Source organism: Pseudoalteromonas sp. UG3-2 (assembly GCF_037120705.1).
GTDB lineage: Bacteria > Pseudomonadota > Gammaproteobacteria > Enterobacterales > Alteromonadaceae > Pseudoalteromonas.
This window is the reverse complement of sequence record NZ_JAWLJU010000002.1, coordinates 1,594,596-1,619,066: the sequence shown is the minus strand read 5'-3', so window position 1 is coordinate 1,619,066 and position 24,471 is coordinate 1,594,596. Positions and strand designations below refer to the sequence as shown.

Genomic DNA, 24,471 nt, shown 5'->3' with positions numbered 1-24,471 from the left:
TCTGCGGCTATGGGGTTGGTGTTGTTTTTAAAGTTTCCATGACATAGAAACCCATAATCCGAATTCAGTGCTAGCAAGTGTCAGCAAAGCTAAGCTTGTACCGAGGCTTAGCTATTGTTTAATTTGCCTAACTTGCCTATGCTAAGAAGATGGAAGTAAAAACATTTTTTGCTAAAAAAATAGCAGTGGTTGGGCAATTATAATAATGAAGCAAACCATCACTAAGCGCACCATATTGTTAATACTCACTTTTACCGCGGTATTTTGGGGGTTGGCAATATATGCAGTAAAACTGCTGTCGCACTCTATGGTGTCTGATGAAATTCATGCGCAACGAGAAGCGCAACGTCTCGATATATCGCTGGCAAGATCGCAGATAGAAGCGTCTATTTTTATGGATATTTATCTTGCCGAAAGTTTAGCGATGGTAGCCACCATTGACTCCGAATTTGCCACTAAGCACTGGCCTCAAGTGGCGGCTAAGGTTATTAATAAATCCCACTTTATTCGTCATGTGGCACTCGCGCCGAATAATATCATTCGTCATGTTTATCCTATTACCGGTAATCAGTCGGCCCTCGGCTTTGACTTTCGCACGCAGCCGGCACAGCTGAGCACGGTGGAATTGGCGCGAGAAAATCAGCAAGTGTTTATTGCCGGACCGCTGCAGTTGGTGCAAGGTGGAGAGGCACTGATTGCTAGGTTCCCTATCTTTTCTGACTACCCCATCAACAAGCAATACTGGGGCTCCTTGAGTGTGGTCATCGACTATCAAAAGCTACTTGCTGCCAGTGGCATTAGCGAGCTTACCAACCAGCAACTTGGGATCCGTGGGCGTGATGGCTTAGGTGAGTTTGGCGATGTTTTCCATGGTTCTGAAACGGTTTTCCAGCAGCCTGACTTACTGCTGCCAGTTAAGCTTCCGTTTGGTAATTGGCAAATCGCGATGACCTATCAACTGGATAATTCAGCGATCACCGCGATAAAAAACCAGACTCGAGTGATAGCCGTTTTAGTGGCTGCTGCGTTATTTATCTCCTTGATAGCTTTATACCGAGCTTACCACTTCGCTCATAAGGCCTCGTTGCAAGACGAGTTAACTCGGCTACCTAACCGCCGTTTTGCTACTAAGCGCTTACAAGAGTTATTGTCTAGGCAAGAATGCCCCTCTTTTGTGTTGTTGAATCTAGATTTAAATAACTTTAAACAGGTTAACGATGAGTTTGGCCATGAAGTAGGCGATCAGCTATTGCGCCATGTTGCGCAGTTAATCCAAAACTCCATTCGTGTTTATGACTTTGCGGCCCGTTTAGGTGGAGATGAGTTTTTGATTATTTTGCATCGTGTCGAGGAGCAACAACAACTGCAAAGTATTATAACTAAAATAAAGAGTCGCATCAGTACTACGCCATTGGTTATTGCTGGGCAAGCTATCAGCGCCGAAGCCAGTGTCGGTTTTGCTTTTGTTAAACGTGAGGGCGACTCAGTGTCGGATTTGATGGCAAGAGCCGATCGCAGTATGTATAGCGATAAAAAACAGCAAGCACAGCGCGTTAATAAGACTGTTTTAAGCGGCGATCAGGAATCTTAAAAAAACTCGTCTACGCTTATAATAACAATACAAAAAATGAGAGCGTCCTGTGCAGCTTAAGCAGTCTGTTTTATTTTTTAAACTTGCCGCATTAACATGCGCTGTAGTGATTATTCTAACCAGTTGGTTTTTGTATTATGAGGTGAGCTCCAGCTCCGAGCGGGCACAACAATTAACTCACATACAAACCGCATTACAGCGTACCATGGATCAAGAGCAGCAATTACTCAGCAATATGGAGCCACAGCTGACTGCGGTACTGCCACAACAACAATACTTTTACCAAGACAGTTACAACCGCTTGCTGTTGCTGTTGCATCAAGAGCAAGCACTATTACCCTTAATGAAGCAGCTCGATCGCTTGGCAAAAGACTATTTTGCTCAACTGGAGCGCTTAATCGAGTTGCAAGAACAGCTGGGGTACGACGAAGAGTTGGGGTTGTATGGCGAGTTTCGCCGGCAATCCCATGCGCTTCAGCAAGCGGTGAGCAACGCCTCATCGAAAGAGCTTGAGATCCTGATTTTAGAACTAAGACGGCGCGAGAAAGACTACTTGCTGCGTGCCGATGAGCGCTACCTAGTGATGCATGAAAATCTAGTGGCGCAAACACAGCAGCGCTTATTACAACATGACAGCAAAGCTGAAATAGCGCGCTTACTGGCAGCCTATGAGCTCGGTTTTAATCAATATGTCACGCTGCTACAGCAGTTGGGCTTAACGCAAAATCAAGGGCTTCGTGGTCAGTTACATACCACCAAACAACAATTGCGCAGTCAGGTAGAGTTGCTGGCCACCAGAAGTCAGAGCTTAGCTAAGCAACGCCAAGAAAGCATTATTCTATACGGCCTTATTCTTATTGTGCTGATGAATACGGCGGTGCTGCTGTTATTAAACTATCAAAACAGCAAGGTCACCAACCACATTTTAGCTATCAATAAAGTATTGATTAAAGTGGCGAAGTATGAGGACTTTAGCCAGCGTGTGGCACTTAAAGGCGACGATGAAATCGCTCAGATTGGTCATCAGCTCGATGATCTACTGGCGTTTATAGAAACCCTATTGGCGCGTTTAAGCAGTGCTCAGCAGCGCATCATCGAAGAAGCGAAAATGGCCAGCTTAGGCAACATGGTCAGTGGTTTTGCCCACGAACTCAATACGCCGCTGGGGGTGGCAATCACTAGCCAGTCTCATTTAAAAGAGCAAGTATCGACGTTAAAGTCTGAACTTGAGTTAGGCAAGCTACAACGTCAAACCTTAACTCGACTATTAAGCGAAGCAGAAGACGCACTGTATTTACTGGAGAATAACCTTCACCGCACGGCATCACTGGTGGATGATTTTAAGCTGGTGGCAGTAAATAAAGACTATGAAGAAAAGGTCGCATTTAACTTAAGGCAGCTGGTGCAAAGCGTATTTGATTGCTATCACAGTGAGCTAAATGAGCAAGACTATGACATCACTCTCGAGATCCCCGATAACCTCACGTTAATTAGTTACCCTTCGGTTTTCAATCAGGTAGTAGGCTATTGCATTAATAACTGCATCAAGCACGCCAAAATCCCCGGACAGCGGCTAAACATTGTGGTCTCGACGGTGCTGATTAATGACTATATTCATTTTTACTTCAAAGACGACGGTGCGGGAATTGATAAAGAATTATTGCCGGTGATCTTTGAGCCCTTTGTCACCTCAAAACGATTCTCTGGTGGCACTGGATTGGGGCTAAGTATTGTCTATAACTTGGTAACGCAGAAATTAAATGGCGAGATAAAGATGCAAAGCCCAGCCCATGGCGGCGCGTGCTTGCACATCATTTTGACGGCAACTGAGTTTGATTATGAGGCTGAAGCTTAATAGCTATAAGCTAGTATAGATGAGCTTGAAGGTATAAATAACACCTGCGGTGACGTCACCGCAGGTGTCGATAGTGGTTTATGATGACTTAGGCTTTTTTAGCTGCAACCCATTCATCAACAAATGACTCAAGTACGTTCAGCGGTACCGGGCCATTTTTAAGTACTACATCGTGGAATTCACGAATGTCGAACTTGTCACCAAGCTCTTTCTTGGCAGCTTCACGAAGCTCAAGAATTTTCAGCATGCCAATTTTGTATGCCGTTGCTTGAGATGGCATCACAATGTGGCGCTCGACCATTTTCACTGCGTCTGATTTGGCATTTGGGGTATTGTTGACGTAATAGTCGATGCCTTCTTGACGTGTCCATTTCATCGCATGGATACCGGTATCTACCACTAGGCGACATGCACGCCATAGTTCCATAGCAAGACGACCAAAGTCAGAGTAAGGGTCTTCGTATAAGCCCATTTCTTTTGGTACTAGCTCAGAGTATAGACCCCAGCCTTCAACGTAGGCTGTGTAGCCACCAAATTTACGGAACTTAGGCACCCCTTCCAGCTCCTGTGCAATAGCGATCTGCATGTGGTGACCTGGAATACCTTCGTGGTAAGCCAGCGCTTCCATTTGGTACGTTGGCATAGCTTCCATGTCGTACAGGTTGGCGTAGTAAATGCCCGGACGTGAACCATCTGGCGCCGGTTGTTGATAAAATGCCTTACCAGCCGATTTTTCACGGAACGATTCTACGCGTTTGACGATCATGTCTGCTTTAGGTTTGACAATAAAGAGCTCATCCAAGCGTGATTTCATGTTATCAATCATCGCTTTGGCTTCAGACAAGTATTGCGCTTTGCCTTCATCGGTGTTTGGTAAGTAGAACTGCTCGTCTGACTTCATGAACTCCATAAAGGCCGATAAATCGCCATCAAAGCCCACTTTCTCTTTGATTGCACGCATTTCATCGTGAATGCGAGCGACTTCAGACAAGCCAATTTCATGGATTTCTTTGGCCGTCAGATCTGTGGTAGTGGTGCGCGCTAGGGCTGTGTTATAGAACTCTTCACCATTAGGGAACTTCCATGCGCCATCGCGGGTGTCGGCTTTTTTCTCAAGCTGGTGAAGGTAGCTGATCAGCGTATTGTATGCCGGTTTAACGGCGCTGGTTAGGGCATCAACCGCTTCGCCAATAAGCTTATTTTTCTCTTCTTCAGCAATCTCTAGCTTGTTTACTTTACGCTTAAAGTCAGCCAGTAGAGTAGAGTCGTCACCTTCAGCAAATGGCGCGCCTTTAATGATGTTTTCGCTGGATTCGATAGCGTGAGGGAAAACAAATTTAGGGGCAATGATGCCTTTGTCTGCGCGTTTTTGTAGGCCAACGATAAGCTGATCAAAGACTTTTGGCACACCATTCAAACGTGAGATATACGCTTTAGCGTCGTCAACGTTGGCGATTTGGTGTTGGTTGATTAAGAACGCTGGCACCATTGAGTGCATACCAAACATTTGGTTCACAGGATAGTTATGGTAGCGCCATTCGAAATCAGCAATCTCGGTTTCAAGGTTTTGCTTAAATAGGTCGTAGCTGACTTGGGTGCTGGCATCGAGCTTACTACGGTCGATAGCGTTTAGCGCGGCTAAGTCTTTTTTTGTCAGTTCAAGGTCTTCAAGCTGGCGGGCTTCGCTGTTATCGTCCCATTTGCCATAATCTTTCTTAATGCCCATGTAAGTTTGGTAAATTGGGCTACGCATCACACTGCGGTTAAAAGACTCTTCAAACAGGGCGTTCGCCTTTTCTACTTCACTTTGTACTACTTGTTGTTGCACTTGAGCTTGTGGCGCTTCAGAAGTGGTGGTTTGTTGACAGCCAGCGAATAGTGCAACACTAACCGCCGCCGCAAGAATGCTTAATTTACGCATCATATACCCTTTTATTATGTTTTATCTTTGTCACAATCTGAGGCACGAAGCCTGTCATGCCTCAGCTTGATATAAACGTATTATCAAACAAATAACTCTAACAAATCGTTGAGGTATCTGTGGCCTTTATTTGTAACTAACCATGAATCTTGAGATTCACTGAGTAGGCCTTTTTGCACCGCGCTGCTAATTTGCGCTGCAACTTGGTTCAATGATAAACCAGTATAATCGCAAAATTGCTGTTTCGCAGCAGGTGCCTTCAGCCGTAGCACATTCATAAAGTACTCAAATGGCCTGTCAGCCTCGCTCACATCCCAACTTTGGTATAAATAGGGTTTGCTTAAGTCCATATAACCGCGAGGGTGTTTGACTTTTACCGTACGTAAGATTTGCTGCTGCTGTGGTAAAGTGATTTTGCCATGAGCACCACAGCCAATTCCTAAATAATCGCCAAATTGCCAGTAATTTAAGTTATGTCGACACTGATAGCCACTTTTAGCATAGCCGGAGATTTCGTACTGATGATAGCCATGCTCCGCCAACAACGCCTGACCTTGCTCCTGAATGTCCCATAAAACTTCGTCTTGCGGTAAGGTCGGGGGCTTTGAAGCAAACTGGGTGTTGGGCTCGATGGTGAGCTGATACCACGATAAATGGGGCGGTGCCATGGCAATGGCTTGACGTAAGTCGCTTAAGGCATCTGCAACCGTTTGTCCAGGCAAACCATGCATTAAATCTAAGTTAAAGCTGTTTAACCCTGCTTGATGGGCTTCTGTAGCGGCTTTGAGCGCTTCTTGTTTGCCATGAATGCGGCCTAGCTGGGTTAATTTTTCTTGCTGTAGGCTTTGCACACCAATAGAAATACGGTTAATACCAGCGTCAACATAATGTTTAAAGCGGTCGGTTTCTACCGTACCTGGGTTGGCTTCTAAGGTAATTTCAATGTCGTCTGTAAAGCCAATTAAGGCTTCAATTTCAGCTAATAAATACTGATAAGCCTGACCTGAGAGTAAGCTTGGGGTGCCGCCGCCAATAAAAATACTGTGTAGCTTACGTCCTTGAACATACTCTAAGTCGGCTTTTAAATCATGCAGTAGGTGTTGAATATACTCGGTTTCGGGGATCTTGCCCTTTTTACCATGACTGTTAAAGTCACAATAAGGGCACTTTTGCACGCACCAAGGCACGTGCACATATAAGCTTAGGGGAGGGAGTTTCACACTGAACCTTGAAAGTGACGAACCAATTGTTGCAGCGCTTGACCGCGGTGACTGATGGCATTTTTCCCTGCCTTACTCAGTTGTGCCGAGGTGCAATCTAAGCCGTTTACTTTAAATACCGGATCATAGCCAAAGCCTTCACGGCCTTGTTGTGAGGTGGTAATTTCACCTTCCCAACTGGCTTGGCAGATCAGTGGCGTTGGGTCATCAGCATGACGCATATACACCAGTACGCACCAAAAGCGGGCGCTACGTTGCGACTGGCCTTCAAGGGCGGCTAAGAGCTTATCAATGTTATCTTGGTCACTGGCGCCGCTGCCGGCATAGCGAGCCGAGTACACGCCAGGCGCGCCGGCTAGAGCATCTACTTCTAAGCCCGAGTCATCGGCTATGGCTGGCAAGCCCGATTCCTTAGCGGCATGGCGGGCTTTAATAATGGCATTCTCCACAAAGGTAGTGCCAGTTTCTGCTACGTCAGACACGGCAAATTCACTTTGCGGGATAACTTCCATGGCAAAGTCCGCCAGCATACTACTTAACTCTTTTACTTTGCCTTGGTTACCACTGGCAAGTACTACTTTTTTGCTCATTTTACTCATCTACATAAAACTTCTGCGAAAACACCAGCTGACGGCTTTGGCTGCCTTGGCTAATGTTGATTTCAAAGCGAAAAACATCTTCGTGGTCGTAGTCCAGTTGGGCGAGGTAGTAAATGGCTTCGCCTTCAACCACCTCTTTAAACTCGAGCTCGACTTTTTTGCCCAGCAGGTTGCGGGCAAAGCCAGAGACATTTGCTTTTACTGCAGGCTTACTTGGTTTGTCGGCAAGCACTGAGATATTAACAATGGCTTGGCTACCGCTACGGGTTAAGTTGTAGGCCTTGGCAATATTGGGCTGGATAAACGTAGAGGGAAAGGCAATGTAGTGCACTTCCCAAGGTCCAAGATCTTTAAACTGGCCTCCTTGTTGCTCAGCCATCACATTGGGCGCAAGCAATAAAAGCAGGGCGAAGAATAATGGTTTCATCAGGCGCTCCTATCTAAACAGGTCCATCATCAAGATTTGCAAAAACTGCATCGCGATGATCAGCACTAAAATGGATAAATCTAAACCACCCAGCGGTGGTATAACTTTACGAATAGGGCGCAACATTGGCTCAGTGAGCTGTTCAAAAACGGCCGCCACTGGGTTATAGCCTTGCGAGACCCAACTTAAAATGGCACGAATGATGAGGATCCAAAAGACCAAACTAAAGGCTTCGCGCAATACCGTGATGGCGCCACCCACTAGGGCGCCGATGGCATCAAAATAGCCGCCAAACAGCGCCATCAGGGTGGCCATTTTGGCGAACCCGACAAGGAATGCCAGCACTAAAGAGGCGAGATCTAAACCACCTACGCCAGGGATAATCTTGCGCAGTGGGTTAACTGCAAAGGCAGTCGCTTTGACTACCGCTTGGCTCAGTGGGTTGTAAAAATCGGCTTTGACAAGCTGCAACCAAAAGCGCAGCAACACCACCATCAAAAACAGATCAAAAACAATCCCGACTAAAAATTGCATGGCATTCATTGGTCACCCTTATATTTCTTTTTCCATTTCTTCAGCGCGAGCGATACATGCATCCATCGCATCGGCTACGGTATTAACTAGGCCTTGTGATTTTAAATGTTCCACGGCTGCGTGGGTCGTTCCGCCTTTCGAGGTGACGTTAGCGCGCAGTTGCGAGATGCTGATCTCCGGCTGTGATAGCGCCATTTCAGCAGCGCCTAAAGCCGTTTGTTGCACTAGTTTGCGTGCTTCTTCATCGTTAAAGCCAAGCGCTTTGGCTTTTTCTTCAATAGCTTCCATAAATAGGAAGAAGTAGGCGGGTGATGAGCCGGTTACGGCAATCACGTTATTAATTTTTTCTTCTTTATCGAGCCACAAGGCAATGCCAGTTGAGGAGAATACTTCTTCAATGTATTGCTTTTCTTCGTCGCTCAAGCCCTCGCCGTACAAACCTGACACACCACGGCCCAGTAGCGATGGTGTGTTGGGCATGCAGCGAACCATTTTAACTGGTTGACCTAGCATTTCTTGTAAGCGCGCCACGGTGATCCCCGCTGCCACGGAAACAAATAATTTATTGCTGATATCGATGTCAGCGTCTTGGAATGTTTGACACAAGTCAGCCATCATTTGTGGCTTTACAGATAATACGATAACGTCTGCTGCGGCAACGGCTTCAAGGTTGTCTTGGGTGGTTCTAACCGACAGCTGCTCTGCAACTTTGGCAAGCTTGTCTGCATTTCGGTTGGTGGCAATGATGGATTGGGCGTCAAAGCCACTTTTGATCATGCCGCCAATAATGGCGTAGCTCATATTTCCTGTGCCGATAAATGCAATCGTCTTATTTGACATAGTGTTGTTCACCTCATTGTCGTTTGCCAAAAATATCAGTACCAATGCGAACCATGGTGGAGCCAGCCGCGACGGCTGCTTCTAAATCGCCACTCATGCCCATCGATAAGGTATCTAGCTGTTGATATTGGTCCTTTAGTCTATCAAAGCAAGCACGCATTTGCTGGAAATATTGCAATTGCTTTTGTTTATCGTCGGTTTTTTCGGTGATCGTCATTAACCCACGCAGCTCTAATTGGGGGCAGCTATCAATGTAAGCCGCTAATTCTTCCACCGCATTTAACGGGCAGCCCGACTTGTTGGCATCGTCACTGATGTTCACTTGTAACAGTACTTTAAGCGGTTTTAAGTTATAGGGCCGCTGCTCATTGAGACGGCGAGCAATCTTTTCTCTATCGACACTTTGCACCCATTGAAAGTGCTCTGCAATGAGGCGCGATTTATTGGATTGAATGGGGCCTATGAAGTGCCACTCTAACGCCTTGTTATCTTTAAAATGGGTAATTTTATCAACGGCTTCTTGCACGTACGATTCGCCAAAGCAGGTTTGCCCACACTCTATGGCGGCGGCGATGTCGGCGATGGGTTTGGTTTTCGACACAGCCAGTAAGCTAACTGTCTCGTTGAATTGACAATTTTGCTGGGCTTTTTCAATCCGAGCGTAGGCGTTGTGTAACCGTTCTGCTATTGTAACCATATAGTTTTAGCGCTCATTGTGGAGTTATAAATGGATATTACTGAATTATTGGCTTTTAGTGTGCAACACAAAGCCTCTGACTTACACCTTTCTTCTAATGTTTCACCGATGATCCGCGTCGATGGCGATGTCCGTCGGGTCAATATTCCGCCACTAGAAGCCAAAGATGTTAACAGCCTCATCTACGATATTATGAATGATAATCAACGTCGTGACTATGAGCAAAACCTTGAGATTGATTTCTCGTTTGAAGTGCCCAATCTCGCGCGCTTTCGTGTTAATGCTTTTAACTCTAATCGCGGCCCTGCAGCGGTATTCCGTACTATTCCCAATGAAGTGCTGACTCTGGAAGATCTTGGGGCCCCAGAAATCTTCAGTAAAATATCGGATAACCCTCGCGGGCTGGTGCTGGTCACAGGGCCAACCGGCTCGGGTAAATCGACCACCTTAGCGGCCATGGTTGATTACATTAACCGCAATAAACACCACCATATTTTGACCATTGAAGACCCCATTGAATTTGTTCATGACAACCAGTTGAGCCTCATTAACCAACGTGAAGTACACCGTGACACTCTTAGTTTCAATGCGGCGCTACGCAGCGCCCTGCGTGAGGACCCGGATGTTATCTTGGTGGGTGAATTAAGGGACTTAGAAACCATTCGTTTGGCACTGACCGCTGCCGAAACGGGGCATTTGGTGTTTGGCACCTTACATACCACCTCGGCACCGAAAACCATAGACCGTATTGTGGATGTCTTCCCAGGGGAAGAAAAAGACATGGTGCGTTCGATGTTGTCGGAGTCTTTGCAAGCGGTTATTTCACAAACCTTAGTGAAAAAGGTCGGCGGTGGGCGACTGGCGGCCCATGAGATCATGCTGGGGATCCCGGCAATTAGAAACCTCATTCGTGAAGATAAAATCGCGCAAATGTATTCGGCCATTCAAACCGGCGCCATGCATGGCATGCAAACTATGGATCAGTGCTTATCCAATCTACTTAACCGTGGCCTGATCACTCAAGCCGATGCCCGCGCCAAAGCACATGATAAAAACCAGTTTAACAGTGGTGGCTTTTAAGAGGTAAGCGAAGATGACGATTGAACCTTATTTAAAATCCATGATAGAGCAGCAAGCCTCGGACTTATTTGTCTCCGCTGGCCTGGCGGTGAGCGCCAAGGTTGACGGTGAATTGCGGGCGTTAAGTGATGCTAAGCTTGATGACAAAGAATCCGAAGCGCTGGTCACCTCCATCATGAGTGAAAAGCAAAAGCAGGAATTTTACGACAGCAAAGAGTGTAACTTTGCTATTGCCAACGACATCGGGCGCTTTCGTGTTTCGGCGTTTTGGCAGCGTGACTGCGCCGGGATGGTGATCCGCCGAATTGTAACCACCATTCCCGATGTTAATGATTTAGGTCTACCATCAACTCTCACCGATGTCATTATGGCCAAGCGTGGCTTAGTCTTGTTTGTGGGTGGCACCGGCACCGGTAAATCCACCTCATTGGCTGCACTGCTTGGGTATCGAAACCGCAATCAGCGCGGCCATATCTTAACCATAGAAGATCCCGTTGAGTTTGTGCACCAACACGAAAAGAGCATAGTAACTCAGCGCGAGGTTGGCTTAGATACCGAAAGCTTTGAAGCGGCGCTAAAAAGCTCGTTGCGTCAGGCGCCGGATGTCATTTTGATTGGTGAAATACGCTCACAAGAGACCATGGAATACGCCTTAAGTTTTGCTGAGACCGGGCACTTGTGTGTGGCTACCTTGCATGCCAATAATGCCAACCAAGCCATTGATAGAATTATGCACTTAGTGCCCAAAGAAAAGCACGACAAGCTAAAATACGACTTAGCCTTAAACTTGCGGGCCATTGTGGCGCAACAGCTGGTACCCTCTTCTAAAGGAGAAGGGCGTGAGGCAGCCATCGAAGTGTTGCTAAATTCACCATTGGTGGCAGAGCTGATTAAAAAAGGCGACATTGGCTCGATTAAAGAGGTGATGGCAAAATCCAAAGACATGGGCATGCAGACCTTCGACCAAGCGTTGTTTGATTTGTACAAACAGCAGCGCATTAACTATGCCGATGCCTTGCACCATGCCGACTCGCCAAATGATCTGCGCTTGATGATTAAATTACAAAATAACGAACAAAAAGGCGCTGGATTCTTGCAAGGGGTAACCGTCGATGGCTTGGATAAAAATAGCTAAGCCCTATTGCTTGGCTATTTGCCTATGGCTGTGTGCCGTTGGCAGCAGCCACGGCAGTGATACCCTAGATGTTTTTATTCGCGACGACGTTCTAAGTGATTATCAGCGTTTTGTCGGCCAGCGTGACGTCAGCACCATTCGCGACTTTAGCCATCAAGCTGTGCGTCGCGATGTGGTGGACATGATAATCGCACAACAAGCCTTGCGATTAGGTGGCTTTAAAAAGCGCTTTACCTTTCGTCCCGGGTTTGTCAATTTCCGTGATTCAAACCTACTGCTGACGGGCCAGCAGTTATTGTATTTTGATAGTTTTTGGCGCCGCGATATTGCTGACAGAGAAAACAAAGTGTTCGTTAGTGATGCGGTGATACTGGCGGGGCAGTACTATGCTGGGGTGTATCATGCACCGCACAATAGTAAAGTGGCAAAGGTAAAAAGCTTAGCTCAGTTGCAACAGCTGAGCGCGGTATCAAGCCCGAGGTGGAAAACCGATTGGCAGACTTTACAAGCGCTTGAACTAAAGAAAGTACACAGCGAGAGCGATTGGACAGCGCAAGCCAGAATGGTATCTAAAGGCTGGGTTGACTTTATGATGATGCCACTACAACCGAAAAACAATAACCGTTTCACCTTACCCAATATCGAGCTGGTGGCGAACCCCCATGTGGTTATTTTGCTGGATGACAGTCGTCACTTTTTGGTTTCCCGTGCTCACCCTGACGGCAAAAGGGCATTTACGGCGCTACAAAAAGGCTTGCAGCAGCTGCGCCAGCAAGGCGCCATAACAAAAGCGTATCAGCAAGCTGGGTTGATCCCGGATGTGACTCAGTACCAAGTGCTCCAGCCTGCCAAGTAGTCGCCAGCTAGAGTGTTGGCATCGCTCGATTAACAATCGCTTGAGCATCAACGTCGCTTGCCAGCACACCATATTGACTGCCTCGATGGTCACTAAAGCGACTGCTGACAAAGGTGTTGGCAATCATTTTCTCACCGTAGCAAATTAGCGTGGCGGCCTGCCAGCATAGGGCTAAGCGCTCCATACACCAACGAGCCTGCAGCGCCACTTGTTGTGGCTCAGCAAGGGCTTGCTGCAATTGTGCTAGAGTCTGGTCAAATAGCGCATAGTGCCCTTTAGCCTGTTCCAGCTCACTAAATAATGCCGCTAAGGTGTCTGGCTCGCGTTGTAGCACCCGCAATAGATCCAAACATTGGACATTGCCAGAGCCTTCCCAAATGGCATTGACTGGTGCCTCGCGAAAGGTTCTGGCAGTAATATTCTCTTCCACATAGCCTACGCCACCAATGCACTCCATGGCCTCATAGGTATGCTGCACAGCACGTTTGCAGATCCAATATTTGCCAATGGCGGTGGCACTACGTATAAGGGCTGCTTCATGGGGAAGGGCTTGGTTATCGAGAGCGTGGGCGAGACGAAAGCTGATAGCCATAGCCGCTTCCGCTTCCAGCGCTAAGTCTGCTAGTACCTGAGTCATGAGCGGTTGTTGTTGCAGTGGTTTGCCAAAGGCTTGGCGGTGTGCAGTATGCCACATGGCTTCTTTGGCTGCTTGGGCCATGAGGGCGGTGGAGCCGAGCATGCAGTCATAGCGAGTGAGTGCCACCATCTGAATAATAGTAGCAATACCGCGACCCTCTTCGCCGAGTAGCCACCCATGGGCACCGCGAAATTCAATTTCGGAGCTGGCATTTGAACGATTGCCGAGTTTATTCTTTAAGCGTTGAATGTGGATCGGGTTTTTACTGCGATCTTCACGCCAACGTGGCACTAAAAAGCACGACAATCGCCGTTCCACCTGAGCCAAGACTAAAAAGCCATCGCACATAGGTGCACTGCAAAACCACTTATGACCGCTTAAGCTGTAGAGCTGACCTGGGCCTGACTCGGACAGTGCTTGCGCCGTAGTTGTGTTGGCTCTAACATCGCTACCCCCTTGCTTTTCGGTCATGGCCATTCCTATGGTGACTCCTTGCTTGTCAAACCAAGGAATATTGCGCTCATCGTAAACACCGCTGAGAATTTTTGGTAGCCATTGACTGGCGATATCGGGTTGACTGGCAATAGCAGGCACGGCTGCGAATGTCATGGTTAAAGGGCAACCAGAACCGGGATCGGCATGGGTATGCAGGTATGCCATGGCAGCACGCATCACATGACTGCCATCACCATGGTCTTGCCATGGTAGGCTACAATGTCCTTGCTCGATAGCGTGACGCATCAGTTGATGATAGGCTGGATGGTAATTAATTTGATCAATTCGATGACCAAAACGATCATGAGATTGCAGTTCTGGCAGGTGCTTATTTGCCAAAAAACCTGCAGCGAGTAGGCCGTGGCCACATTCCTTGCCAAACTTTTCTAAGACAGCGGTCGAACGTTCTGAGGCGAATCGCTGTACCCAGTATTGCAGCACAGTATCACTGCTAAAAACATTATAGTTTTCCAGTGCCGGAGGTTGGTTAAACACCTCATGGGTCTCACCTTCAGGGGGAATATAAGTCATGCTGAACTCCATTTTTTATTTTCAGCATAACAGCTAAATCAGATCCGACCAGTAGTTTGCGCTAAAAATGCAGCGCATTAACTATGCCGATGCCTTACACCGTGCTAACTCACCAAACGACCTACGCTTGGTGATTAAACTACAAAATAACGAACAAAAAGGCTTGCAGCAGCTGCGCCAGCAAGGCGCCATAACAAAAGCGTATCAGCAAGCTGGGTTGATCCCTGATTTGACTCAGTACCAAGTGCGCCAGCCTGCCAAGTAGTCGCCAGCTAGGCCGTGGGTATGGCTCGGCTAATACTCACTGAGCAGCCACTGCGTTGTTTATAATGAATAATGAACACCCAAGGCGATCCCGTCGTCTTCGGTTTGTGACATTTGTGCTTCTTGCGTGGCATTAGCGCTGGAAAAGTCGCTAAAGTCTTTCCGTGCTTCTATATATAATATGGTGTCGTCGCTCATAAAATAATGCATACCCAGTACAGCAAACTGACGTTTGAAGATGTCGCTCGGGTCGGCGTTAAAGTTGGGTTGAATAACATAATCATCGCCGGCGTCGAATAGGTTGTAGGCAACAAAAGTGCGAAGGTCATTTTTGAAGCGATAGCTAAGTAGTGACTCCAAACCGACGGCCTCTTTTATTAAGCGGCCTAAGTTATCGGTATCGTGATTTTCGTTTTTGTTGATATTGGCTGCGGCGTACCAACCAGGTTGATTAAAGTCACCGTAGGTGATGCCTACACCATAAATGACGTCTTTAACGGATTGATTGCGGCCACCCGCGTAGACAATATCGAACTCGCCACGGTTAATGCCGGCGCTAAGTGTTAGGTTTTGTGTGGCAGAGTAGCTCAGTGCTGCGCCATAAGTGGAGTTGAACTCGACCTTTTGTGCCGCGTTATCCCCTTGGTTAAATAGCGCCTCACAAGAACTGAGTGAGATATCAACGACGTCACAGGTATAAAAATCATCAGATTTTAATTGCGCTTGGACGCTAAAACTGAATTTATCGAAGTTATTACGATATTGCAGTACCTTATCACCACGGCCAGTGCCATTGATCGCACCATCGTCTTTATTGTAGGTATAAACCCCGGCAGCGTTGCCATCCCAGACAAGGCTATAGTTGGTACTGTAAACCACGTCGTACCATGCACCCCACTGTTTACCTAAGGTAATTTGACCATAATCTTGGTGTTCAATTCCGACATAGCCGAGCCGATTATATAAAAATTCATCTTGTTTTGATTCGAAACGATTGTTGTACACTATGTCGCTATTACCCACTGGGTTGACACCCCACTCGAGTAACGCAAACGCCAGCCAGTCATCTTTAAGTTGCCGTTTGAAGCCAAAGTTCACTCGTGAGGCACCGTTAACTAACTCGCTCTCGTTTTGCGTATGAATTATTCTTGCGTCAATAAAGCCGCCAACGCTGACACTGTTTTGTTCATCTTTGTAGAGCTCGATGGCGGTGGCTATTGGGGCTGTAAGCACGCTGGCAATAAGCGTGGCCGCAAGTGTTCTTTTCATAAGTTCCCTTGTTATATATTACTGCTGGATTGGTATGAATAAACGAAGCGTGGAGAGTACCAGAGCTTAAATTCAGCCAAAAGTGAAATAATATCAACAAAGGAGCGTAGTTCTAGGAATAGTTATTCACTATGTGTTCATTTTGTATAGGGGGTAGTTAGTTTATGCAACCGCAGGTGTGGGCGATATTTTGGGTATGAAGGCATTTACACACCTTCATCACTGGGTCAAAACTGTTTTAGCGTGGCTATTGCCACATGGACTCGAAATAGCTTTCTAGAATGATGCAGGCCGACATTCCATCGACGTTGCCTTTTGCTAGGTTTTTATAGCCGCCTTGTTCGAACAATCTCGCTTTGGCATCGGCAGTGGTGAGACGCTCATCCTGGGTCTCTACTGGCAAGCGGAAGTGGTTATGTAGCCGGTTGGCAAACTTTTTTGCCCGAAAAGTAAGGTCTTGGCTGGTGCCATCCATATTCAGGGGTAAGCCTACCACGATAACATCTGGCTGCCACTCGTTAATGTAAACAGCAATATCATCCCAGTTGGGAATGCCATCTCGCGCCTTCACGGCACCCAGTGATGAGGCGGAGCCGGTGATCTCTTGGCCAATAGCCAAACCAATGCTTTTGGTGCCAAAGTCAAAGCCTAATACGGTGCGATGACCTTTAGCGGGTTTTTCTTTTTTTGCTTCCATGGATGCTTCTTTTAGTAAAACTAAGCTAGGCGTGGCCTGCTTGTGAGCTGAGCTGGGCAACGTCAATGCCAAGCATTTGTACGGCCTTTTCCCAGCGTTTATTGGGTGGCGTATTAAAGATGATCTCTGGGTCGGCTTCGACCACTAACCAGGTGTTTTCTTTTAGTTCTTTTTCCAACTGACCACTGACCCAACCGGCGTAGCCCAAGGTGATAATGAAGCCCTCGGGGCACTGGGTTGAAGTCAGCGAGGCTAGCACGTCTTTTGAGGTGGTGATCATAATGTCAGAGCTAAGCTCTTGGCTGGCTGCATAGCCATACTTTGGTGTGTGCAGCACAAAACCGCGGTCGGTGTGTACCGGTCCGCCAGCATACACTTGGACATCGGCAGCTTGACTGCTTTTGTCGTTTTCAATATCAATTTGGTCTAATAACTCGCCCACAGTGATATCGATGGGATGGTTAACCACCAGTCCCATGGCACCATCGTCATTATGTTCACACAAGTAAGTTACGGTGTGATTGAAAAACGGATCGTCCATGGTGGGCATTGCCACTAAAAAATGGTTTGCAAGTGATTTCATAACCAGCCCCCTTAATGGTTACTTTTTAGTATGGTCGAGTTTTCGCTCGATCGCATCATAAAACTTCGCCATGATAGAGATGTCATACGCCGCTTCAATCTCTTTCACACAGGTTGGTGCGGTGACATTAATCTCTGTGAGTTTATCGCCAATAATATCAAGGCCAACAAACAGTAAGCCTTTTTGTTTCAACGTCGGCGCTACGGCCTCGGCAATTTTGCGGTCGCTGTCGCTGATGGGGCGTGCTTCACCTTTGCCACCAGCAGCTAAGTTACCGCGCGTTTCACCCCCTTGTGGGATCCGTGCAAGGCAGTAAGGCATCACCTCACCGTCAACGACCAGTACGCGCTTATCACCATCTTTAATGGCGGGAATGTAGTTTTGCGCCATGGCGTAACGACTGCCATGCTCGGTGAGTGTTTCGCAGATCACACCAATGTTGGCGTCATCCTGTTTCACGCGAAAAATAGATGCGCCACCCATGCCGTCGAGCGGTTTTAAAATCACGTCACCATGTTTGGCTAAAAATGCGCGTATTTGCTCTTGGCTGCGTGTTACCAGGGTGTCGGGCGTGTGTTCGCTAAACCAAGCGGTATAGAGCTTTTCATTGGCATCTCTTAGGCTTTGCGGCTTATTAACCACCAAGGCACCCGCTAATTCCGCGCGTTCGAGAATATAGGTGGCGTAAATATATTCAGTATCGAAGGGCGGGTCTTTGCGCATTAAAATGACGTCTAAATCGCCTAGGTTAAGCTCTTGTTTTGGCTCCAGCTCATACCAGTGGTTAGGATCATCAAATACCTCTAGCTTAGCCGCAGTGGCTTGGGCATTGCCTTGGTATAAAAACAAGTCATCCATTTCCATGTAGTAAAGCTCATAGCCGCGTTGTTGGGCTGCCAGCATCATGGCAAATCCAGTGTCTTTGTTGATGTTAAAGCCACTGATTGGGTCTGAGATGATCCCTAATTTAATCGTCATAGTTGCTCCCGCTGAGCGCTTATATAGGTGAAGTTATTGATAATATGGGGCTCGCCCAGCTAAATTTAAAGAGCTAAGTCGCCAAATTGCAACTGCAATGCGCTCAGCACCGTTAGTGCCGCCGTTTCGGTTCGCAGCACTCTTGGCCCTAAGCGGACATCAATAAATCCTTGCTCTTGAGTTGCGCTCAGCTCTTCGTCGGTGAAGCCACCTTCTGGGCCAACTAAAAAGCGGATCCCCTCACCTTGGTAGGGTAAGGTTTTAATTGAATGCTCGGCTCTTGGGTGTAGGGTCACTTTCAAGGCATTGCTTTGCTGTGCTAACCACTGCGCCAAATCGATAGGAGGGTGGACGGTGGTAATGGTATTACGACCTGACTGTTCAGCTGCGGCAATGGCTATTTTCTGCCACTGTTGATGTTTTTTCGCCAGACGCTCGCCGCTGAGCTTGACGCCACAGCGGTTCGTAAAGAGTGGGGTGATCTCAGTGACTCCTAACTCCACCGACTTTTGAATGGTGAAGTCCATTTTATCACCTCGAGAAATGCCTTGGCCTAAGTGGATGGCCAGTGGTGACTCGACGTTATGATCGCTAAACGACTCTGGAATGGCGATCACTTTCTTTTTACTGACTTCACTGAGACGACACAGGTATTCACCACCTTGGCCGTTAAACAAGCTTACTTTATCAGCGGTGGTCATTCTTAAAACGCGGCCGATGTGACCGGCAGCATCGTCGTCTAAGGTTACGGCTTCGCCAATTGCCAGTGGCGAGTCTTGAAATATATGTGGTACGCGCATAATTGCATTATTTACGGAATCAATAATTGCAATGTTAAGCGCTAGCAATAGGATAGTCTAGCTTACCACCTTGCTTTTTAACCCCAGCAGCTGGCTTAGCTCAGTGAGCATAAGGGCGGCACTGGGCAAGTCATTGCGCTCGGGGTGACAAGAGAGGTGATTGATAGTGGCGCTAGCGTTTAGTTGGCTTACTTCAAAGCCTGCAGGGGACTGCTCAATAATAAAGCGGAAACGGTGCAAGGAGTCGAAAATAAAGCGCTGCTCTGACGAGGCCAAGTGATAATCCAAGGCGTAAAATAGCACTGCGCAAATTCTATGGTGTTGATGCAGGTAAGTGGCTAGCTCAGAAACGCTGATTTCGTTATCAAAATCACAGTAGCAGTAGTCTTTGATTTGCTCGTTAAACATCATTTTCAGCATTTGCTTGGTGTTGTCGCCAGCAATAATAATATTACTGGCGGCGGATGGCTGTCTGGCTTTTATATGCTCGACCAACTCTAGGCTAAAATCCCAATTGCTATCGACCAGTAAAAAACAACCATCTTGTAATGCCATTAACCATGAGTTACACAGAGAACAAGTTAATAAGTAAATAGCCCATAGAGCAGAAAACCGCAAATTCTAAACAGGCAATACCGACATTATCTTGATGATCCACTTCCAAGCCAATGTTTACTTTTGGCAACGAAAGATGCAGTAACACATAGCTGCCAAGGTAAAGCAATACCCACATCACCCCACAATGCAATATCACAGAGAATAGGTTTTCCACTACCATAGCGCCGTGGTAAGGGGCGCTATGCAGACCTGCGTAAATGGCCAATGACAAAGCAATGGATTTACCGGCATAGCGGATCCCAATCGAGGTGTTTTTGAGGTTAAAGTTTTGCTGTAGGGAAGCGCCTTGGTTGAGTTCGGCAAAGCGGCTCTCCCTTACTTTACTATCGAGTGCAAATAAAAACTGCAATAACACAAAACTCAAGCCCACCACTAACAGATCACTCCAACCTTTAGGGTGTACCCAGTGATATAACCCCAGCACTAAAATGGCGTTACTGAGTAACATCCCGGAGTCCACCATGGCGGCACATATGTTCTGCTTGAGAATGGCCTCTTCTTCATTGAATTGCCGCAAAATCCATTTGCGGTGTACCCATTGACCAGCATAAATAAAGCCAAGGATTAAAGTAATGGTTAGTAATGCTTTAAGGGGCTGCTGCTGCGCTTGCTCAACACCCAAATCATTAAATAAGTACGCCATACAGACGCTGACAATGGCAACCTGACAGGCATAACTGATCCCCAGAGCAAAATTATCTCGTTGCGCCAGCTCTTCATTTAACAAGTTGTTGGCACTGCGTTGCGCTAGTAAACGCAGCAGTATGGTAAAGCCGCAGGCAAAAACAAAACAAATGGCAATGGCTAAAAAGTTGATGTTGGCTAGAGACAAATAACTCATACTCAGTGTAAGGTTGTGGTTTCAATAGAGTTACTATAATACATAACACCGCTTATGCTAAGCGCCAGTTGATAAAGGAGTTTTTTATGACGGCCCTGTTTAACAATGCGACCTTAAATGAACTGGCTCACCAGCGTCATCAGGAGCTCTATCCGGAGCAGGCTCTCATGCCTGATATTGCTCGTTTAATGGCATTAAGCGACTTTGCTTATCGTATTTTGTCGCGTTTTCCACAGTGGGCCGAGTGGCTGCTAGACGAACAGCAAATGGCCTCTCGGCAGTGCCCGGCAGTATTTGATTTTAGCCAACCCTTAGCAGATGAAAAACAAGCTTTTCATGCGCTTAGAGTATATCGACTGCGCTACTGGTTGAAAGTGATGTGGCTCGATCTGATTGTAAAAAATGACATCAGTGACAGTATTGCTTATGTCTCTGAGCTCAGCGACACCCTCATAGATCAAGCTCAGCAGTGGGCTTATCGCAGCTGTGAGCAACAGTCGGGGAGTCCCAAAGATGATCAGGGTAACGCCCTACCTATGTTGGTGTTGGGCATGGGCAAGCTGGGTGGGCGAGAGCTTAACTTTTCTTCTGATATTGACCTTATTTTTGCTTACCCGCGCAGCGTATCGACCTCAGGCGGGCGCCGTAGCATAGAAGCGCAAGTGTTTTACACTCGGGTAGCGCAAAAGCTGATCGCGGCTTTGGATCAAACCACCATTGATGGCCAAGTGTTTCGTGTTGATATGCGATTGCGGCCTTTCGGCGACAGTGGCCCTTTGGTCATGAGTTTGGCGGCGATGGAAGACTATTATCAAGACCAAGGCCGGGAATGGGAGCGCTACGCGATGTTAAAAGCGCGGCCCATTGGCCAGCCGAATCAATACTGGCAGGAATTTTACCAGTTGATCCGACCGTTTGTTTACCGTCGCTACATTGACTTTTCGGTGATTGATTCACTTAGAAAGATGAAGCACTTAATTGCGCAAGAGGTTCGCCGCAAAGGCCTCAGTAACAATATTAAACTAGGGGCGGGGGGAATTCGAGAAGCCGAGTTTATTGTCCAAGCGCTTCAGCTGATCCGCGGTGGTCGCGAACAGCCGCTGCAAACGCCATCGCTGTTACAGGCACTGGCGCAACTGCAGCAGCTCGAAATCATCCCAATCCAAGTCACTGACGATTTACAACAGCAATATTTGCGTTTGCGTCAAGTGGAGCAGTATTTACAAGCGTTTGATGATAAACAAACTCAAACCCTGCCCGAGGACGAACTGAGCCAACAGCGATTGGCGTATTTGCTGGACTACCCTGACTATCATACTGTGCAGCTAACCTTGTCGCGCCTAATGCAAGGCGTTCGTGATGAGTTTATGCAAGTGATAGGCGAGCCGCCGGAAGAGGAATTTGATGATAATGAAAGCGCCACTTACGCCTGGCAAAGTGGTGAAATAGCTCAACTTGGTGAGTGCCCTGCAAGTCGCTGTTTTGAGCAATGGCAACACGACTTGGACGAGTTCAATAAAGTGCTGGCAAAAAAACAGGCCGGCACTCGCGGCCGCGATATTCTCGATAAGCTCATGCCTATCGTGTTAGCGGAGCTTAGCAAGCAAAATATGCCGCCTGCCTTAGCCCGAGTATTCAAAGTCATTAGCAAAGTGGTATCGCGTACCGCGTATCTTGAGTTGCTGTATGAAAACCATGGCGCCCTGACGCAATTAATCAAGTTATGTTGTCACAGTGCTTGGATTGCAGAGCATATTGCCAAATACCCCATTTTATTAGATGAACTTATCGACCCGCAGTCGCTGTATAAGCCTTTGCCTCTGTCGGCCTACCACAGTGAAATTCAGCAAGCTTTTTTACGCATTGAAGCCGACGATATTGAGCTGCAAATGGAAACCTTACGGCAGTTTAAACAAACTCAGCAATTACGCATTGCTGCTGCTGATGCCACTGGGGTACTGGATGTGATGAAGGTGAGCGATCATTTAACGGCGCTGGCTGAGGCGATTATTGCCAAAGCGGTGGCGATTGCTTGGAGTCACATCGTGGCCCGCTTTGGTGCACCAGAGGGAGCTTCAGAAGAGGAAAAGGGGTTTGCGGTGATAGCCTACGGCAAAGCTGGGGGATTGGAGCTTGGTTACAACTCGGATTTAGACTTAGTCTTTGTGCACAACCGTGATGGTGACAGCTACACTCAGGGTGAAAAGTCGATTTCGTCTCGGCAGTTTTACCTTAAGCTCGCACAGCGGTTAATGCATCTTTTTAATACCAAAACCTTATCTGGACCGTTGTACGAATTAGACACGCGTTTGCGCCCAGAGGGCAACTCAGGGTTGTTGGCAATTAACCTAGAGAGCTTTTACCAATACCAGTTACAGCAAGCATGGACGTGGGAGCATCAGGCTTTAGTTAGGGCGAGAATGGTATTAGGGCAGCAGGACATGCTGGAACGCTTTGCTGCTATCCGAGCTCAGGTGCTAACACAACCCCGTGATGAGCAAAAGCTGAAAGCTGATATCGTTGCCATGCGGGAAAAAATGCGCAGCCATCTCGACAAGACCACGGCTACAGAATTTGACTTAAAGCAAGGTCGTGGTGGCATCACGGATATTGAGTTTATTAGTCAATATATCGTGCTGCAGTATGGTAATGAATACTCTGATCTCTGCACCTATTCAGATAACATTCGTATTTTCGAGATGGCCAAAAGTGTCTCTGTTTTATCAGAGTCAGAATGCAAGAGCCTAATAAATGCTTATTGCTTGTATCGAAACAAATACCATTATCAGTGCTTGAATGGAGGTTCGAGATGCATAAATTTAAATGATTTTAAAATGCAGCGTTCCTCTGTTTGCCATATTTGGCATAAAATCTTTGGAACTAGCCTTTAACTCGTGATGCCTGTTTTGCTATGGGCGAACAGTAGAAGCAACATGCAATCCGCTTTTTAGTAGTATTTGGGTGCAAAGAATTGGTTCTTGTAAAGAATGGACGGCATCAACTAAGCGTCGATTACCGTCCACACTCTTACTTTACCTTAAATATATTGCTATGGAATGTTACATGTATCACATAAAGGGACCCAAACCTTTTCCGTACGGCAAGACCCTTCCACTTTCTTTCGAACCGGCTCTTTTTCATACTCATGTTGTTGTGATACTAAGTCAAGACGGTAATTTTTGGTAACCCACTCATAGCCACATTCATAAACTTGCCTCCTGTCAACTCCCCATTCGCCGACCCATTTCCAGCTACACATATACTCAGACACTCTTTCCGAACCAAAGATATAATCAGTACACTGGAAATGTCCTGGGTTCTTTCCACTTGAGTTCTTGGGTATACCATCAATGTAACCTTGATAACTACAGACGGTATATTCTACGTCTTCGTATACGGTTTCATAGTCACAGACTGTATTATACTTCCAATAACCATTAGCTATTGCTGAGGTACTGATAAGTGTTAATAATCCGGCAATGAGAGATGCGCGCTTTTTTAGCATTGTAAATTTCCTTTTGCTTTACTTTAGTTGGTTGTATGTATCATACAGTAACTTTTGTGTTTTTAAATGTAAATTTAAAGTTATTTTTTAGTTATAAGTTTGCTGGTGAGGTAGAGTAAAGTAAAGGTTTCTAATGTGAGGCACCACACTGCTGTGGGAGCTAAGAATTTGGCTTAAATTTATAAGGTTATTAATGATAATAAAGAATATCTTTTCGTTTTATTAAGTGGTCTTTTGGACATAATAATGTTGTCGCTAACTCCGCGATCATCTCGTGTTACCACGGAGGTATCTTAGATATATGTGTAGGCTAGGCAAACACTTTGTTATTTAGGGTATCCACTTCTATTTAACAAATTGGTAAGAATCATCAGAGTATCTTATTAAGTTAGTAAAACAATTCAATAAATTTGTTAAAGATCAGTGTCTACGCGGAATGTTCAACTTAACATCACATCAACAGCAAGTGGTTCAAGACTACTTCCATCATAATGACCT

Annotated in this window: 21 protein-coding genes and 1 pseudogene; 7 read left to right on the top strand and 15 right to left on the bottom strand. The window is 46.7% G+C overall.

All coding sequences use genetic code 11. The features are described from left to right. The first annotated feature begins 205 nt into the window (after nucleotides 1-205). Together R3P39_RS10520 and R3P39_RS10515 are read left to right on the top strand one after the other, a co-directional pair. Nucleotides 206-1,591 (top strand): diguanylate cyclase domain-containing protein, encoded by a 1,386-nt coding sequence (locus tag R3P39_RS10520; RefSeq protein ID WP_336567388.1) that lies wholly within the window; start codon nucleotides 206-208, stop codon nucleotides 1,589-1,591. Nucleotides 1,592-1,640: 49 nt separating this feature from the next. Beyond that, the gene (locus R3P39_RS10515; protein ID WP_336567386.1) at nucleotides 1,641-3,446 is read left to right on the top strand and encodes an ATP-binding protein; all 1,806 of its coding nucleotides are present in this window, start codon (nucleotides 1,641-1,643) and stop codon (nucleotides 3,444-3,446) included. 88 nt (nucleotides 3,447-3,534) lie between these two features. Here R3P39_RS10515 and R3P39_RS10510 read toward each other — a convergent pair whose 3' ends face one another. The 7 genes from R3P39_RS10510 to R3P39_RS10480 form a co-directional block, all read right to left on the bottom strand. Further along, nucleotides 3,535-5,367 (bottom strand): DUF885 domain-containing protein, encoded by a 1,833-nt coding sequence (locus R3P39_RS10510; protein WP_336567385.1) that lies wholly within the window; start codon nucleotides 5,365-5,367, stop codon nucleotides 3,535-3,537. A gap of 83 nt (nucleotides 5,368-5,450) precedes the next feature. Next, nucleotides 5,451-6,587 (bottom strand): radical SAM family heme chaperone HemW, encoded by a 1,137-nt coding sequence (gene hemW, locus R3P39_RS10505; RefSeq protein ID WP_336567384.1) that lies wholly within the window; start codon nucleotides 6,585-6,587, stop codon nucleotides 5,451-5,453. Then, nucleotides 6,584-7,177, bottom strand: coding sequence for an RdgB/HAM1 family non-canonical purine NTP pyrophosphatase (gene rdgB / locus R3P39_RS10500; protein ID WP_336567382.1), 594 nt, complete (start codon nucleotides 7,175-7,177; stop codon nucleotides 6,584-6,586). The genes hemW and rdgB overlap by 4 nt, the downstream gene beginning before the upstream one ends. Nucleotide 7,178: 1 nt before the next feature. Beyond that, nucleotides 7,179-7,613 carry a DUF4426 domain-containing protein gene (locus tag R3P39_RS10495; protein WP_336567380.1) on the bottom strand — a complete coding sequence of 145 codons (435 nt, stop codon included), beginning with the start codon at nucleotides 7,611-7,613 and terminating at the stop codon, nucleotides 7,179-7,181. Nucleotides 7,614-7,622: 9 nt separating this feature from the next. Continuing rightward, nucleotides 7,623-8,156: a YggT family protein gene (locus tag R3P39_RS10490; RefSeq protein ID WP_336567378.1), complete on the bottom strand. Its 534-nt coding sequence runs from the start codon at nucleotides 8,154-8,156 to the stop codon at nucleotides 7,623-7,625. 9 nt (nucleotides 8,157-8,165) lie between these two features. Then, on the bottom strand, nucleotides 8,166-8,987 hold the full coding sequence (gene proC / locus R3P39_RS10485; RefSeq protein ID WP_336567377.1) for a pyrroline-5-carboxylate reductase: 822 nt from the start codon (nucleotides 8,985-8,987) through the stop codon (nucleotides 8,166-8,168). 13 nt (nucleotides 8,988-9,000) lie between these two features. Further along, nucleotides 9,001-9,684, bottom strand: coding sequence for a YggS family pyridoxal phosphate-dependent enzyme (locus tag R3P39_RS10480; RefSeq protein ID WP_336567375.1), 684 nt, complete (start codon nucleotides 9,682-9,684; stop codon nucleotides 9,001-9,003). A gap of 30 nt (nucleotides 9,685-9,714) precedes the next feature. Between R3P39_RS10480 and R3P39_RS10475 the strand changes: the two genes are divergently transcribed. From R3P39_RS10475 to R3P39_RS10465, 3 genes are read left to right on the top strand one after another with little or no spacing between them, the layout of a single operon-like run. Then, nucleotides 9,715-10,764, top strand: a complete 1,050-nt coding sequence (locus tag R3P39_RS10475) for a type IV pilus twitching motility protein PilT (RefSeq protein ID WP_336567374.1) — start codon at nucleotides 9,715-9,717, stop codon at nucleotides 10,762-10,764. 13 nt (nucleotides 10,765-10,777) lie between these two features. Next, a complete protein-coding gene (locus tag R3P39_RS10470; RefSeq protein ID WP_336567372.1) occupies nucleotides 10,778-11,899 on the top strand; it encodes a PilT/PilU family type 4a pilus ATPase in 1,122 nt (373 codons plus the stop codon). Beyond that, the gene (locus R3P39_RS10465; protein WP_336567370.1) at nucleotides 11,877-12,755 is read left to right on the top strand and encodes a hypothetical protein; all 879 of its coding nucleotides are present in this window, start codon (nucleotides 11,877-11,879) and stop codon (nucleotides 12,753-12,755) included. Before R3P39_RS10470 ends, R3P39_RS10465 begins: the two co-directional genes overlap by 23 nt. A gap of 7 nt (nucleotides 12,756-12,762) precedes the next feature. Here R3P39_RS10465 and R3P39_RS10460 read toward each other — a convergent pair whose 3' ends face one another. Beyond that, the gene (locus R3P39_RS10460) at nucleotides 12,763-14,418 is read right to left on the bottom strand and encodes an acyl-CoA dehydrogenase family protein (protein ID WP_336567369.1); all 1,656 of its coding nucleotides are present in this window, start codon (nucleotides 14,416-14,418) and stop codon (nucleotides 12,763-12,765) included. 64 nt (nucleotides 14,419-14,482) lie between these two features. Here R3P39_RS10460 and R3P39_RS10455 point away from each other — a divergent pair. Then, a pseudogene (locus tag R3P39_RS10455) lies at nucleotides 14,483-14,683 on the top strand (hypothetical protein); the annotation flags it as partial. Nucleotides 14,684-14,742: 59 nt separating this feature from the next. On the opposite strand, the gene R3P39_RS10450 reads toward R3P39_RS10455, so the two are convergent. From R3P39_RS10450 to R3P39_RS10420, 7 genes are all read right to left on the bottom strand, one after another. Beyond that, nucleotides 14,743-15,951 carry a porin gene (locus R3P39_RS10450; protein WP_336567367.1) on the bottom strand — a complete coding sequence of 403 codons (1,209 nt, stop codon included), beginning with the start codon at nucleotides 15,949-15,951 and terminating at the stop codon, nucleotides 14,743-14,745. Nucleotides 15,952-16,198: 247 nt separating this feature from the next. Then, nucleotides 16,199-16,648 carry a Holliday junction resolvase RuvX gene (gene ruvX, locus R3P39_RS10445; protein ID WP_336567365.1) on the bottom strand — a complete coding sequence of 150 codons (450 nt, stop codon included), beginning with the start codon at nucleotides 16,646-16,648 and terminating at the stop codon, nucleotides 16,199-16,201. Between the two features lie 25 nt (nucleotides 16,649-16,673). Then, entirely contained in the window at nucleotides 16,674-17,231 is a 558-nt protein-coding gene (locus tag R3P39_RS10440; protein WP_336567364.1) for a YqgE/AlgH family protein, read from the bottom strand. Nucleotides 17,232-17,249: 18 nt separating this feature from the next. Next, complete coding sequence (gshB, locus tag R3P39_RS10435; protein WP_336567363.1) at nucleotides 17,250-18,209, bottom strand: glutathione synthase; 960 nt, start codon at nucleotides 18,207-18,209, stop codon at nucleotides 17,250-17,252. A 65-nt stretch (nucleotides 18,210-18,274) separates the two neighbouring features. Then, on the bottom strand, nucleotides 18,275-19,009 hold the full coding sequence (rsmE, locus tag R3P39_RS10430; protein WP_336567362.1) for a 16S rRNA (uracil(1498)-N(3))-methyltransferase: 735 nt from the start codon (nucleotides 19,007-19,009) through the stop codon (nucleotides 18,275-18,277). A 57-nt stretch (nucleotides 19,010-19,066) separates the two neighbouring features. Further along, nucleotides 19,067-19,564 carry a hypothetical protein gene (locus R3P39_RS10425; protein ID WP_336567361.1) on the bottom strand — a complete coding sequence of 166 codons (498 nt, stop codon included), beginning with the start codon at nucleotides 19,562-19,564 and terminating at the stop codon, nucleotides 19,067-19,069. A gap of 10 nt (nucleotides 19,565-19,574) precedes the next feature. Then, a complete protein-coding gene (locus tag R3P39_RS10420) occupies nucleotides 19,575-20,468 on the bottom strand; it encodes a DUF350 domain-containing protein (protein ID WP_336567360.1) in 894 nt (297 codons plus the stop codon). 86 nt (nucleotides 20,469-20,554) lie between these two features. Between R3P39_RS10420 and glnE the strand changes: the two genes are divergently transcribed. Beyond that, nucleotides 20,555-23,359, top strand: a complete 2,805-nt coding sequence (gene glnE / locus R3P39_RS10415; protein WP_336567358.1) for a bifunctional [glutamate--ammonia ligase]-adenylyl-L-tyrosine phosphorylase/[glutamate--ammonia-ligase] adenylyltransferase — start codon at nucleotides 20,555-20,557, stop codon at nucleotides 23,357-23,359. The last annotated feature ends 1,112 nt before the right edge of the window (nucleotides 23,360-24,471 follow it).